The organism is Parafrankia discariae, assembly GCF_000373365.1.
Lineage (GTDB): Bacteria > Actinomycetota > Actinomycetes > Frankiales > Frankiaceae > Parafrankia > Parafrankia discariae.
The window spans coordinates 49,143-63,150 of sequence record NZ_KB891220.1; the positions used below are offsets into that span (position 1 = coordinate 49,143).

13 protein-coding genes and 1 tRNA gene are annotated in these 14,008 nt (G+C 70.2%); 9 read left to right on the forward strand and 5 right to left on the reverse strand.

What is annotated here, in order from left to right; translation table 11 throughout:
• The first annotated feature begins 177 nt into the window (after positions 1 to 177).
• From B056_RS0118895 to B056_RS0118935, 8 genes are all read left to right on the forward strand, one after another.
• A complete protein-coding gene (locus B056_RS0118895) occupies positions 178 to 3,288 on the forward strand; it encodes a sensor histidine kinase (RefSeq protein WP_018503431.1) in 3,111 nt (1,036 codons plus the stop codon).
• Between the two features lie 3 nt (positions 3,289 to 3,291).
• A complete protein-coding gene (locus B056_RS37120) occupies positions 3,292 to 3,702 on the forward strand; it encodes a roadblock/LC7 domain-containing protein (RefSeq protein WP_018503432.1) in 411 nt (136 codons plus the stop codon).
• A 34-nt stretch (positions 3,703 to 3,736) separates the two neighbouring features.
• Entirely contained in the window at positions 3,737 to 4,129 is a 393-nt protein-coding gene (locus B056_RS0118905; RefSeq protein WP_018503433.1) for a DUF742 domain-containing protein, read from the forward strand.
• A complete protein-coding gene (locus tag B056_RS0118910) occupies positions 4,110 to 4,703 on the forward strand; it encodes a GTP-binding protein (RefSeq protein ID WP_012157834.1) in 594 nt (197 codons plus the stop codon). The genes B056_RS0118905 and B056_RS0118910 overlap by 20 nt, the downstream gene beginning before the upstream one ends.
• A 59-nt stretch (positions 4,704 to 4,762) precedes the next feature.
• Positions 4,763 to 5,143 (forward strand): hypothetical protein, encoded by a 381-nt coding sequence (locus tag B056_RS0118915; RefSeq protein WP_035751998.1) that lies wholly within the window; start codon positions 4,763 to 4,765, stop codon positions 5,141 to 5,143.
• Positions 5,140 to 5,763: a hypothetical protein gene (locus B056_RS37125; protein WP_018503436.1), complete on the forward strand. Its 624-nt coding sequence runs from the start codon at positions 5,140 to 5,142 to the stop codon at positions 5,761 to 5,763. Before B056_RS0118915 ends, B056_RS37125 begins: the two co-directional genes overlap by 4 nt.
• Positions 5,764 to 6,014: 251 nt before the next feature.
• Positions 6,015 to 6,497, forward strand: coding sequence for a hypothetical protein (locus B056_RS37130; protein WP_035752000.1), 483 nt, complete (start codon positions 6,015 to 6,017; stop codon positions 6,495 to 6,497).
• A gap of 331 nt (positions 6,498 to 6,828) precedes the next feature.
• Positions 6,829 to 7,254 (forward strand): DUF3307 domain-containing protein, encoded by a 426-nt coding sequence (locus B056_RS0118935; protein ID WP_026239864.1) that lies wholly within the window; start codon positions 6,829 to 6,831, stop codon positions 7,252 to 7,254.
• Between the two features lie 161 nt (positions 7,255 to 7,415).
• Here the strand turns inward: B056_RS0118935 and B056_RS44500 are convergent, their stop codons facing one another.
• The gene (locus B056_RS44500) at positions 7,416 to 8,669 is read right to left on the reverse strand and encodes an adenylate/guanylate cyclase domain-containing protein (RefSeq protein ID WP_035752013.1); all 1,254 of its coding nucleotides are present in this window, start codon (positions 8,667 to 8,669) and stop codon (positions 7,416 to 7,418) included.
• A 321-nt stretch (positions 8,670 to 8,990) separates the two neighbouring features.
• On the opposite strand from B056_RS44500, the gene B056_RS0118945 reads away from it, so the two are divergent.
• Positions 8,991 to 9,066: transfer RNA gene (locus tag B056_RS0118945), tRNA-Thr, on the forward strand.
• A gap of 1,237 nt (positions 9,067 to 10,303) precedes the next feature.
• On the opposite strand, the gene B056_RS0118950 is transcribed toward B056_RS0118945, so the two are convergent.
• The 4 genes from B056_RS0118950 to B056_RS0118965 form a co-directional block, all read right to left on the reverse strand.
• Positions 10,304 to 11,779: a site-specific integrase gene (locus tag B056_RS0118950; RefSeq protein WP_026239865.1), complete on the reverse strand. Its 1,476-nt coding sequence runs from the start codon at positions 11,777 to 11,779 to the stop codon at positions 10,304 to 10,306.
• 117 nt (positions 11,780 to 11,896) lie between these two features.
• A complete protein-coding gene (locus tag B056_RS42880) occupies positions 11,897 to 12,118 on the reverse strand; it encodes a DNA-binding protein (RefSeq protein WP_076784726.1) in 222 nt (73 codons plus the stop codon).
• Between the two features lie 308 nt (positions 12,119 to 12,426).
• The gene (locus B056_RS0118960; protein WP_018503442.1) at positions 12,427 to 13,281 is read right to left on the reverse strand and encodes a TRM11 family SAM-dependent methyltransferase; all 855 of its coding nucleotides are present in this window, start codon (positions 13,279 to 13,281) and stop codon (positions 12,427 to 12,429) included.
• Positions 13,268 to 13,861 (reverse strand): hypothetical protein, encoded by a 594-nt coding sequence (locus tag B056_RS0118965; protein WP_018503443.1) that lies wholly within the window; start codon positions 13,859 to 13,861, stop codon positions 13,268 to 13,270. Before B056_RS0118965 ends, B056_RS0118960 begins: the two co-directional genes overlap by 14 nt.
• Positions 13,862 to 14,008: the final 147 nt, after the last annotated feature.

Here is a 14,008-nt window from a genome sequence, read left to right on the forward strand (position 1 = left end):
CGGGATCGGAACAGCTGCTCAGCGTCGCTCTCGGTGGCCGTTGGCGTCAGCGCGAGGTCGCCACGCCACCGAGCGCGTCCGCAGTCGGGCGTGGCTACTCCCCTCCTGCCTCCCCCCGGTCCCGTCGGCCGACTGGATGTCTTGAGGACCCCCGCGTCCCCGACGAGAGGTGGCGGAGTGCGGAACTGGCCCATCCGATACAAGATCACCCTGGTCCTGCTTCTGCCACTGCTGGCCCTGGTCGGCTTCGGCAGCTGGGTCGTGACCGGTCAGCTGGCGGCCCAGCGGGCCAGCGACCAGACCAGGACCGCCGCCCGTTTCCTCATCCACGTCAACGACCTCGTCTACGCCCTGCAGTCCGAGCGGTACGCGGTCTCCAGCCTGGTCGGCTCCGGCTACCGGGAACGGGAGTTCGCGGCCCGGTCGACGAGCGCGCGCGGCCCGGTCGACGAGGCCCTCGCGACCGTCACCGGGACAGCCGACGAGCTGCCGGCGGGCCCGCGTAACCAGGTCCGGGACGCGGTCGAGGCCGCGCGGAACCAGATGGCCGGGCTCGCCACGGTGCGCGCCGGTGTCGACGCGCAGACCCTCCAGCCCGGCCCGGGAACCGTCACCTTCAACCAGATGATCTCCTCCTGGCTGGACGTCGGCGCCGCCATGGTCGGCATCGGCAGTGAGGACACCGAGGTCGTGCGCGGGGCCACCGCACTGTCCGCGGTCTCCCGGGCCAGCGAGGCGATCAGCCAGCAGTACGGGTACGTCTCGGCGGCGGCCGTCCTCGGCAGCGTGGTGCCCGACAGCGCCACCCGGGTCCAGTCGGCGATCGGCGCCGAGGCGGCTTGGACGACGCAGTTCCGCTCCTCCGCCACCCCCGGGCAGCTGGCCCTGTACGACAGCGTCGTCGGCCCGACGCTGAACCCCGTCACCGACCTGCGCGACCGGGTGCTGCGCGGCGAGCGCGTCGACTTCACCGCGTGGGCGACGGCGAGCGGCGCGAAGAGCGAACAGTTCCGCAAGGTGCAGCGGCAGGTCGTCGACGACCTGGAGCACCGCAGTGCCTCACTCGCCGACGCCGCGCTGCGCAGCGCGCTGCTCTCCGGCCTGCTCGCCGCCGGCGTGGTCGCCCTGTCGATCGCGGTGTCCGTCGGCGTCGCGACCAGGCTGGTCGGCGCGCTGCGCGCGCTGCGGTCCGGCGCGCTGGAGGTGGCCCAGCGCCGGCTGCCCGCGGTCACCTCGAAGCTGCGGCAGGGACATCCCATCGACCCGGCCGCCGAGCCGCCGGCCTTCGCCACCGCGACCGGCGACGAGATCGGCGACGTCGCCCGTGCCTTCAACGTGACCTACTCGTCCGCGGTGTCGGCGGCCTACGAGGTGGCGGAGAGCCGCAGCGTCGGCGCCATCCTGCAGACACTCGCCCGGCGCACCCAGGGACTGATCCAGCGTCAGCTGCGGCTGATCGACGAGCTTGAGCGCGACCAGCAGGACGGCGAGGTCCTCACCCGGCTGTTCGGCGTCGACCACCAGGCCACCCGCATGCGGCGGCTGGCGGAGAGCCTGATCGTCCTCGCCGGCGGCCAGCCGGGACGGACCTTCCGCGGGCCGGTGCGCCTGGTCCAGGTGCTGCGCGCGGCGGCCAGCGAGGTCGAGGACTACACCCGGGTGAACGTCCACCTGCCGACGGCGGACGTCGAGATCGTCGGATCGGCCGTCGGCGACCTGACCCACATGCTCGCCGAGCTGATCGAGAACGCCACCGCCTTCTCCCCGCCCGACACCCCGGTGACCGTGCAGGCCAGCCGGGTCGGCCAGGGCTGGACGGTGGAGATCGAGGACCGCGGCGTCGGCCTCGACCCGGCGTCCTACGCCGCGACCAACCACCGGATGGCCAACCCGCCGCCGTTCGAGGCCTCGACGCAGGGCAGCCAGATCGGCCTGTTCGTCGTCGCCCGGCTCGCCGCCCGGCACAAGATCGCCGTGCGGTTCAAGCCCAGCGTGTACGGGGGCGTCCACGTCGTCACGATCATCCCGGCCGGGCTCATCCACACCGAGGTCCCGCACCAGACCGCCTCCCTGCCGGCCGCCGGGGCGAACGGCGCCCGCCAGCCGGCGGCGCTCGCGGCGGGCGGCTCGGCGGGCGGCACCGTGTACGGCGGCTCCGGTCCGGGCACCGGCGGCGGCGGAACGGGTCCCGGCGCGCCGGGCGATCCTGCTGGCCGGCGGGCCGGGCCCACCCCCACCGAGGAACTCGCGCTGGCCGGAGCGGTCGCCGCGGTCCCGCACCGGGCCTCCGCCCGGCTGCGACCCGAGGCCCCCGACGACGTTCGCGCCGGTGGCGGCGACGTCCGCTCCGGCGAGACCCGTCCCGGCGAGGCCCGCTCCGGCGAGGTTCGTCCCGGCGGTGGCGACGACCGGCCCGGTGGCCGGCACAGCGACCCGCGCGGCGCCGGTTACGGCGAGGACCCGCGCGCGGTCGGCTACGGCGAGGACCAACACGCGACGGCCTACGGCCGCGACGGCCGTGACGGTGGCTACGGCGCCGAGGCGCGCCAGGCCGGCTACGGCGCTGACGCCCGCGACGGCGGCTACCGCGGAGACCCTCGTGGCAGCGGCTACCAGGACGACCCCCGCACCGGTGCCCTCGGCGCCGACCCCGCCGCCGCCCGGTACGGGGAGGACACCGCCCGGTACGGGGAGGACACCGCCGCCGGCCGGTACGGGGACGATCCCCGAACCGTCGGCTACGGCCCGGACCCCCGCGCCGACCGGTACGGCGATCCCCACGCGGCCGGTGGACACGGCGGCGACCTCACCGACCGGCACCTCGAGACCGACCGGCACCTCGAAGACCCGCGCGGGCTCCGCCTGGACCGGGGGTTCGACGACCGGTTCGACGACGGCCTCGGCCGTGGCCTCACGGACGGCGGTCTCGACGCCCCGTCGCGTCGCCGGCCCGAGGGACGTCCCGGCGGGATGGTCGCGCGCAGTGCCGCGGACCTGGCCGACGGCGGGCTGTTCGACCCACTGTTCGGACCGCTGCGCGGCCACGACGGCGCGCAGGCACCGGCCGGGCCGCCCGGCACCGGCGGCCACCCACGGCTCGAGGACCTGCCGCGCCGGCAGCGCGGCGCGCACCTCGCCAAGAGCCTGCGCGATGACCCCGCCGCCGAGCGGCTGCCGCAGAAGGTGGCCAGCGCGCCCGACCCGGAGGCCGCCCGCGCGCTCGCCCAGCGTTTCACCACAGCTTTCGACCGCGGCATGCGCGACGCCGACGACCTCGACGGGAGATGAGCCGTGCCCCGACAGCCTGACCTGTCCTTCCTGCTCGACCGACTTCGCGAGACGGTGCCCGACATCCTCTGCGCGGTCGTCCTGTCCTCCGACGGCCTGCTGCTGGCCACCTCCACCGGCATCGACCGGGCCGCGGCCGACCAGCTCGCGGCGGTCGCCTCCGGATTCGACGCGCTGGCCCGCGGAGCGGCCCGCCAGCACGGCTGGGGCCAGGTCAACAAGACCATGGTCGACATGGAGAACGGCTACCTGTTCATCACCGCGGTGGGCCACAGCGCCTGCCTGGCGGTCTCCAGCACGGCCGACGCCGACGTCGGTCAGATCGCCTACGAGATGGCCCATCTCGTCAGCCGGGCCGGCAGGTTCCTGACCCCGGAGCTGCGCAGTCAGATGCGGGCTGCCCTTCCGTCCTGAGCCGGCACCGCGTCACGCAGGGAGGTGGAACAGGGTGGCTGGCGACTGGTCCGGGTCAGGAGCACCGGGCGACAGCTGGGACGAGTCCGAGCCGCTGGTCCGGCCCTACGCGGTGACCAGGGGGCGCACCGCACCCGCCGTCCCGCTGGAACTCGTCGCGCTGGTCGCGACGACCGACGCGGGAATGGCGGGGATCCGGCGGCGCGGCCGGCTCGCCCCCGAGGAACACGACATCGCGATCCTGTGCATGCGAATCCACTCGATCGCCGAGATCTCCGCCCGGCTCAAACTGCCGCTGATGGTGGTGCGAGTCCTCATCGACGACATGGCGCGCGACGGAATGGTCTCCGTCCACCGCCCGGAAAATCCAGATCGGCCCAGTCCGGAACTCCTACGGAGGGTTCTGCATGGTCTCACCCGTCTCTAAGCGGGCACCCACCGCTGTCAAGGTTCTCGTAGCCGGTGGGTTCGGAGTAGGCAAAACGACGTTCGTGGGGTCGGTGAGCGAGATCGAGCCGCTCACCACCGAGGCGGCGCTGACCAGCGCCAGCCTCGGCGTGGACGACACCAGCGCCGTACACGGCAAGACGACCACCACCGTCGCCATGGATTTCGGTCGTCTCACTCTCAGCAACAACATCATCCTCTACCTTTTCGGCACGCCCGGCCAGGACCGCTTCTGGTTCATGTGGGACGAACTCGTCCGCGGCGCGATCGGCGCGGTCGTGCTCGTCGACACCCGCCGGATGGCGGACTCCTTTCCCGCCATCGACTTCTTCGAGAACCGCCGGGTCCCGTTCCTGGTGGCCGTCAACCGATTCGACGCGAACACCTACGAGTACCCGCTGCCCATGGTCCGCAACGCGGCGGACCTGGCACCGCACCGTCCGCTGATGTACTGCGACGCCCGGCGCCCGGACAGCGCGCAGACGACCCTGGTCCATCTCGTACGCCACGCACTGGAACTGGCTCTCTCCGGCGACCTGCCGGACGAGCCATGACGGGCCCGACCCGACCAGGAAAGCGGACTCATCAGCCGGGGGGACGCCAGGAGGTGGACATGCCCAGCCATGACCTCGACGCGCCGCGTCCGCGCAAGAGCCGGGTACCCGGCGTCGAAATGGAGATCTATGTCGACTGGGAGCACCCCATCGAGGTGGAGGATCCGCCGAACAGCCAGCGCCCCGCCGTCATGGTCCGGATGCCGGCCTACGTGGCCGGTGGGCTCTCCCACGAGCTGCACAGCCTGGAGACGATCCGGGGCGCGGTCGGCGGTGACAGCAGCGAATGGGCGCAGGTCGCCCGGGCCCTGCTCGCCGCGGCCCGGATGGCCGCCGGCGCGGACCGGCATCCCGAGCTGGCCGATCTGCCACCGGCCGACCCGGCGGACCTGCCACCACCCGCCGGCTGCCGGGAGATCGCGCCTGGGGGAATCGTATGACCCTCCTTCTGCTGACGACCGAGGCCGCGGTCGTCTTTGGGGTATCCACCTACCTGCTGCTCCGGACCTGGACGAGATATCGGGCCGTCACCATGTCCGACGTCTTCTTCTATGACCACGCGGACGGTGTCCGGCTGCCGTGCAGCCCTTCCGCCGGTCCGCGGGTGCTGGGGGAGCACGCCGTCGCGGGATTCGAACGCTCACCACTGGGTGCTGTCCTCGCCGCGATCAACCTCGCCCACCGGGCGACCGGTGTGAGCGGTGTAACCGGCGCTGTCGGTGCTCACGGTGTTCACAGCGCTGTCGGCGCGCCTGGCGGGAATTCCGGTGCGGGGGGTGGGAAGGGGCCGGGGGGTACCTCCTGGTACCAGGTGCAGATCATCGGATGGGAGGTCGAGCGTTATTCGTCCAGAAAAGCAACGATTCGATACCTGCTCACCCGCGCCGTGGACGGTGGTGGCGCGGTCACGACCACGATGCGCGTCGAGGTGAGCTGGGTCGGCGCCGACTGGCGTGTGGTTGATCCTCCGGCGGGAGACTGGACACGCGCATTCAGCTCGGGTGACGATGTCTCCGGCTTCAGTTGCTTTCCGTCGGAGTTTCGCTTCCCGGTTCCTTGACCGACGGGTCCTACCAGCCGTGTGGTCGGGGGTTCGTGCCCGTGACGTTCGTGCCGGCAGCGCCGGTGTGAACTGCCGGCACGAACCCCCAACACCACGGCCGGGGGGGTGGTGTCCCGTTTCCTGGTCCCGGAATCGTGCGCGTGCGCGGCGCCGCCTGAGCGCGCACGCGGAATCGCGTTTCCGGGGCTTCTTCGAGCCGGTCGACGGTGTTCAGGCACCTTGATGTCCACGGCAAAGGAGAAACCTGTATGTTGCGACCTCGCGTCCGTCTCGCCTCCGCGCGGGCGGCGCTGTTGCTGGCGGCTCTGGCGGGCACACTCGCCCTGGCGGTCGGCGTTGCGCCGGTCGCCGGAGCCGCGAGCACGACCACCAACGGCGGTGGTGGCGGCAGTTACAGCCCGGTGGGCTACTGGACGGGCACGGCCACGACGGCACTCGGTGCCACCGAACCGGTCCAGTTGCTGTTCCTGCCGAAGAGCCGCTTCGCCGTCGCCACGCCGACCGGGACCTTCTGGGGTACCTGGCACTCGACCGGGCCGAGGACCTTCACCTACGCCTTCGTCCGGACCCTGCCCGGTCCGAACGGAACGGTGATCGGTTCCATCGACATCCAGCACTCGGCCACCTTCAGCAGCAGGGACGCGTTCACCTCCGCCGGAACGGCAACCGCCCACGACCTGAACGGAAACCTCCTGTTCTCCGGCCCGGTCACCTCCACCGCCACCCGCTGACCCCCCACCCCACCAGCTGAAGGCACCGTAGCCCGATGTGTGGCGGGTGAGTGAGTCCCTGGACTCAAACTCACCCGCCACAGTTCCGCGATCGGGGTGTTCCCGGGCCGAGCGAGCGGGGAATTTTGTCCCGTTGGGGGAGAGTGTCCTGAATCCCCGCGGGGCTGACCCGGCCTGATGGCGTTGTCCTCCCGGGTGAGGGAGGGGCACACGGGCCCGCGCCGCCCGAGATGCCGGCCTGGCACGTCGTGAATCACCGGTTCCGGCCCGAAGTCCTGATCTTCCCCCTTGGTCTGCCCTACTGTTATTTCGGCGGGAGGGGGCCACGTCGATGACCGATGCCATGGTGTTCTGTGCTGCGTTCATTGCCTTATACACGGGCCATCATCTGGGTGATCACGTCGCGCAGACAGATTGGCAGGCGAGGGAGAAGGGCGGGCGTGGATGGCCCGCCGCCCGAGCCATGGCAGCTCATCTATTCGCTTACCATCTGTGCGTCGGCGCGGCCCTGGCGAGTCTCCTGATTGTCGACGTGCCGCTGCGCCTCCCGGGCGTGACAGCCGCACTGAGCTGGTCGATCGTGACGCACGCCTTTATCGACCGCAGGTGGCCGGTGCGCTGGCTGCTGCGCCGGTCGGGAGCTCCGCGGTTCGCCGAGCTCAACAGCGGAGGCATTAACGGAGTATATCTGGCTGACCAGTCGCTGCATCTCGGATGTCTGTTCGTCGGCGCGCTTCTCGCCGCGGGCCTGAGCTGATCCGTCGCGGCGGTGGGGCAGGAAATCCGCGTCATGTCGAACAGCCGCGCGCTGTTGTACAACCGGGCCCGCGGTCGGTAGCGGATCGGGGCTGAGGCTGTGGCCGGACCGGCGGCCGGGTACGGGCCGTTCACCTGGGCCGTGGAGCGTCGCGGCGGTGGTCACTTCACGACGCGAGCCTCGTCGCCCCCGTCCACGAGGCTGCTTTCGGGACCTACGAGCAGGTGGTAGCGATCGGTGAGCCCGCCCGGGACGGGAGGCAGCTCGGGGCCGAAGGCGCCCCGCCCGGAGGTGAGAAGCTGGAGGACCCCATCCGTGATGATCTTCGTGCCGGGTTCGAGGGCCTGCAGCGTTCGGCAGGTGCTGCTCACCAGCGGCCCGGCCAGCCCGAAATCGGGGACGAAGAGATCCCCGTGCGCGATGACCGCGCTGAACGTGAACGGGGGCCGGCTGTCATCACCGGCGGCATCGTCGACGTCCACCGGCTTGGAGCCGGTCACGGACCTGGGCACGGGCCCGGCCTCGGACGCGGGCTCGTCGCGTGCCGCCGGCACGGGGACGCGCGCGGGCCGGGGCCCGGCGGGCTCGCCGGCGCGCTCGTCCGATGCCGCGCCACGAGGTGCCGCCGCGGGTGGTTCCGTGCCGCCGGCGATTCTCCGCCCCCGCGCCAGCCGGTCGAGCATGAGAAGGAAACTCACCGCCTCGTCGGCGCTGCCGTGCGTCGACAACACATTGTCACCGGCGACGGACCGAAGCCGGCCCCGGGTCGAGCCCAGCGCCTCGCGGTGAATGGAGACCCAGTCCCGAAGCCGTTCGTTCAGCGCGGTCAACGAAATCCGGGCCGCGAGTGCGTTCAAACCGACCAGATCCGTCACCGTGAGAAAGGTGTCGCGCTCGATGCCGCGATAGCGTTCGGCGACAAGGCGGTGGACCTGGACGGGCCGCGGTATCCCGCCGAGAGCCAGCTCCCCGACCGGCTCGAAGTCGAACTCCGCCGACTTCGCGGCATCTCGGACGGTCGACGTCACGTACACGACGTTCGTCGGAACGTGCTTCTCCATCCGCGCCGGGACGACGACGCCCTCACCGAGCAGGTCATCCTCGAACCTCGTCGTGTCGCAGGTGTGGATCGCGACGCGACAGCCCGCAAGCCACTCGCCGATCGGCAGCCGGGGGCTGGAGACGAACAGATCGGTGATCTGGGCGGCGGCGTGAAGCGCACGGGTGGCCGACCGGAAAGCCGTCAGGTAGCCGTCACCGGTGAACTTGATGATCTCGCCACCGTTTTCCTCCACAACCCGGCGAATCGGCAGGACAGCCTCGGCCATGAGCTCATCCATGCGCATCTGTGGTACCGACGCGATGGCGCGGGTTGAACCCACGAGATCCACGACCATAACGGTCGTCGTTTCCATCTGCACCGTACGTCAGCCCCCTTCGACCCGCTGGTGCGGCGGGTACGGCGGAATCATAGCGGGGAACCCACCTCTTCCCGCGGTGATTGACACCGGGGATCACAAAAGGCATCCGAATACCGCCCTGACCTGCATGTCCGTGCCCGACCGGGGCGGAGCCGGTCACAGCGGATGATCGAGAGCTCCGGACTCCAGGCCACCCGCACCGCCCGGGGCGCGTCCGGCAAGATCGCCCGTGTCGGATGGATGGCCGACGCGGGAAGATGCCATGCCCCGCGATCGCCCGGGGTGCGGGAGCCGTCCGGTATCGTGTGGACCCTGGCCGGCGTGGCGCAATTGGTAGCGCACTCGACTTGTAATCGGGCGGTTAGGGGTTCGAGTCCCCTCGCCGGCTCCAGAAAGATGGCCCCTGACCTGCGGTTTTGCAAAGTCAAAGATCATTTTGGCAAGATCAAACCGGGTTTGTGTGCGCATTGTGTGCGCATTCGGCAGGTTCGTGCTCAGAACGATCATCGGTGGGGCGTCCTCTTTGGGTGGCTGGGTCGGGATCTGCGGCCCCGACGCCGCCCCTAGAGCGGTTACGTTCCGTTACTATCAGTGGTCCCGGGTTGCTGGACTGTGGCAAGAACGGCGCGCGCCGGTTGACGGTGGCCGGTCCGCCATCCCACCCCCATGGCCACCGCGGGGTGGGATCGGACGTTCATGGTGCCGCCAGGGCCGATGGCGGGCTCGAAACGCGGACATGGCGGCATCGGTGCGCTGGTTCCTGGTGTCCATGCCGTGACAGTGGATGCGGGTTCTCTGCCGCTGTCTTCCCTTGCTCGCCGGCGTGGCCCATGTCGGGCGGGTTGCTGACGGCACCCTCCGGCAGGTCGCCAGCACGCTATCTTAGCGTGTTTGCCGGGCATCCCGGCTCGGCATCAGTTCGGTCTTTCGTCGTGCCGTGGCCTGGACCCATCGGGATCGTCGGCGGTGTGAACCCGCACCGCCGCCTCGCAGAGACTGGGGCGGAACGGTGGGGCGCTCGATCCCGGTTGATGGAGCGTCCTCGTCGCGCGGATACCTGTGCTCTGGGTCGCCCCTGGCGGGAAGGGGTGGGGTGGGGTGGGCACGATGAGGTCTTGTGACGGGTCTCGGAGGGTCGGGGTGCGCAGCGGCGAGATCTGTTCGGTGTCGCCTGGCGAGGGGCGATGGCTGCCGAGCCGGTGCTGATGGCGGTGTGGCCGGTTGTACGCCGGTCGGTTCGGGCGGTGCTGATCGATGACGAGGCCCGTCTGGTGATGATCAAGCGGACTAGGCCCGGGGTGGCGCCGTACTGGACGACGCCGGGTGGGGGGGATCGAGCCGCTTCGAACCCCCTCACGGCGAGGGCGAGGAGATCATCGAGCCGGGGTCGTTCTGGCCCCATCCCGGGGGCGCCACACGACGACGCGCTGCCGGGCGTGCCAGATCGCGTCCCGCAAGCGAACGGCAGGTCGGAAGGCCAGCCGCAGGGCGTGGACCGCGGTCCGGCCGGCGCAGCCTGGCCAGGTGGTCGAGTAGCCCTCACGCCTCGGCGACGCGGGCTGCCGGGTGTCCTCCGACGCGCTGATGGCCGGACAACGTGACGTTGCCCGGCCATCAGCACTGTGCGGCTATGCCTTGATGGTGGGTGCGGTTTTCTGGCGGGGGATGAGGCGGGCGACGTTCTCGGCTACTTCGCGGGCGAGTTCGGGGAGGATGTGGGCGTAGGTGTCGGCGGTGATCGTGATGCTGGCGTGTCCGAGGAGTTCCTGGACGGTTTTGATGTCGGCGCCGGCCGCGAGGGCAAGGGTGGCGGCGCCGTGACGCAGGTCATGGAGGCGGACGGGGGGCAGACCGGCGGCGGTGACGAGCTCCTTGAAATGGGAGGTGACATCGTCGGGGATGAGAGGCGCGCCGTTGGGTTCGGTGAAGACGAGACCGTTGTCGGTCCAGTGCTCACCGTGGGAGAGCCGGTGGGCGTTCTGGCGGGCGCGGCGGTGACGGAGAACGGTGACGGTGTCGGTGTCGAGGGAGATCTGCCGGTCTCCGGCGTCGGACTTCGGGGCGCCCATCACGGTGTCCGCGCCGTGCTGGGTGATTTGCCAGCGAATGGTGAGGTTGGCCTCGTCGAGGTCGAGGTCAGTCCAGTGGACGCCGCAGGCCTCCCCGCGGCGAAGGCCGCGGTGGGCGATGAGGTGATACAGCTCGTAGTACCGGTCGTTCCGTGATTCGGCGTGGTCGAGGAAAGCGCCGGTCTGGGCGGGAGTCCAGACCATCACGGTCGAGGGGATCTCGCCGGTGGCCTGCCAGCGGGCGGCGCGTTCTGTCGTCCACAGCAGTGCCTTGGGGCGTTTCCCGGAGGGTAGCTCCACCCAGGCCGCAGGATTGAACGTGATCAGTCCGATGCGGATGGCGTGGTTGAGCGCGGCGCGAAGGGTGGCGCGGATCCGCTGCTTGTAGGCGTCGCTGGTGACTTTCTGGCCCTTGAACCTTGCGCGGAGTTCGGGGTCTTTCCCGGCGCGGATCCGCCGGATCGTTTCGTTACGGATGTCGATCCGGTCGAACAGGTCATCGAGATGACCGACGGTCAGCTGATCGAGACGGATATCCCCGATGAAGGGCACCAGGTGCATGCGGATCGTTATCTCGTAGCCTTCGCGGGTGGACCGCCGGATGGTGCGCCGTCCCGCCAGCCAGGTGTTCAACCAGTCCGCGACAGTGATCTGCGGGTTGAGGTCCGCGCGGCGCCGGTACCGCTCCTTCACGACCGCGGGGTCGGGCAACGGATCCCCGGCCTTGAGCGCGTCGAGGATGAGCGTACGGATCTGGCCGACACCATGACTGTCACTGCCAGGAATGGCCAGGAGATCCTGGATGCTCCTGATCTCGGCGTTAGCCTGGTCGCGCGTGGCCAAGCCGGACCGGCGGGCCTCCTGGCGCCGACCGCCGGCGGGCGGAAGGTCAATGCGATAGGCCCAGGTGCCGTGGCTAGAATGCCAGGCCCCGTTCTTCCTCCGCAGCTTCGGACACCTGTTCACCAGCTGCCGACCGGTCTGGGGGTCTCGGCAGCTACACCGTTTGTAGATAGTTCCGTTCGGGTTAGCCATGGGGCTCGTCACGGGCACTCCAGCAGAAGAATATGAAGGGTAGGGCGCCGCCCGGCCGGATAATCGGATATGCCGTCCGGTGCCGCATCCGATTCAGGCTCGCCGTTTCGGTTCCTGTCAAGCCGATCCACCATTTTCTTTACGAAGTCCGAGAAGATGTTTCAGGGGTGCGGTCGGGACCTGATATCGGCCCTTGACGCGGAGGACGGGGACGGGGAATTCGTTGCGGGCGGCGAGTTCGTAGGATTTCGTCCGGCCGATTCCGAGGATTTCACCGGCGACGACGATGCCGACCGTCGCGCCGAGTCGTTCTATGTCCTGTTCGGTCCACGTTTTCACTCGACTCCTCGCGAGGACGCGTGGGTTCTCCTCTGGCCGGGCCTGGGAAGACTCCGCGGCGGGCGCGGAATGATCCCGAGGACGCCCGGGATCGAGCGGGGGGTGCCGCACCGCCCCAGGCACCCCCGGAGGGGGCTCGCTCGCCCCGATCGGGCGACGAGCGGGCGGGCCCGGGGCGGCGCGGGACCCGACAGCGATCTGACGGTGATCTGACTCTGATCTGACGGTGATCTGACTGATGTTGCGTGTGCAACTTGTGTCAGATCACCGTCAGATCACGTGTGTGCAGGTCAGCGCCCTATCGGGTCTTACTGGGCGGATCTGAGGAGAAGAATGTCCTCGTGGGCGGTGGCGTGGAGGGGGGTGCCGGCGGCGTGGGCGGTGCGGGCGTTGTGGAGGGCGAAGAAGGTCGTGCGGGGCACCAGGCGGTCCTCACGCAGGCCGGCGAGCAGCGCCGCGGCGCGCCCTGCGCGGACGAGGCCGATCCCGCTGGCGCTGTGCAGGATGGCGCCGGGGAGGTCGATGAGCTCGCCGTCCTGGCGGTAGGGGCGGACCGCGATCGCGACCAGTCCGCCGGGGCGGAGAAGCGCCGCGGCGCCGGTGAGAATGCTGGTGAATCCGGTGAGAAGGTCGGTGAGGTCGGCGGCGGCGAGGTTTCCCCGCTGATTGCTGTAGGTGTAGTCGCGTTTGCGGACTCCGTGTATCCGGTCGGCGTCGACCGCGCCGTGGGTCGCTTTCCCATACGGCGGTGAGGTGAGGACCAGCGCGGCGGTTCCCCGCATGCCCTCGGGAGCGAGGGCGGGCAGGCGACGGGAGTCACCGGTGATGAGCTGGATGCCTCCGGTGGCGCCGTGGGTGTGGGCGAGGGTGGCGTTGGTGCGGCCGATGGCGGCCCAGCGGGGTTCGTATTCGATCCCGAGGGCGTGGCGGCCAAGATGGGCCGCCTCCACCAGGGTGGTGCCGATGCCGCACATGGGGTCGACGATGAGATCACCCGGCTTGGTGAAGGTGGTGATGATGTGGCGGGCGAGGGCGGGCAGCATGCGGGCGGGGTGCGCCATGGATTCGGGGGTGTAGCGGTGCAGTCGCTGGAAGCGGGGGTGGGTCTGCGACACCGCCCAGACGGTGAGCGGAATAGGGGTGTGCGGGTCAGCCACGCGCACCGCCGGGCCGGGTGAACACGGCGAGGTCGGTGTGGACGGGCTCCAACAGCCCGCCCCCTGAGAGCCCTTCGGTATGTGGGTGGAGTTCGCTGTCGTGGATGGGGGCGGTGAGGATGATGATGTGTTGGAGGTAGCGCAGGCCGGTGGCGCGGGCGGCGATAATGGTGTCCGCGAGCGGGTCGTTCACCCCGCCGATGGGGGTGTGCACGGTGAGGAGATAGCCCCCCGGGCGGAGTAGTCCCGCGAGCATGCTCAGGTCGGAGAGAAGGCTTTCCGGACCGGCTATGGGCGGGTGGTCGATGATGAGTCCGGCGCCGCGTTCCCGGCAGTGTGTGATTACCGGTGTGGTGGCGGTGCGGTGGAGCGCGGTGTAGCGGCGGTGGAGGTAGTCGGCGGCGCCGATGAGGATTCCGGTGTCGTCGATACCGATAACGAGATCTCCGGTGTTGCTGAAGGTCGCGATGGCACGTGCCGCGGCCTCGGCGGGCAGAGACCCGGGGATTCCCGGGGTGGTGGTGGGCCAGACGGTGAGCGGAATGATCCGCGGCTGTTCGACGCGGGTGGGACGGGGCTGAGGCACTCGGTTCCTCCACGCGGGATGTCGATACACGCAGCTGCCGGAATAGGGGCGCTGGTGTTCGGGTGGCTGTTCGGGTCCGAGTGAAGTCCAGGGCGTCTGACGGTGATCTGACACTGATCTGACTCTGATCATCTGCGGGGTTCGCGG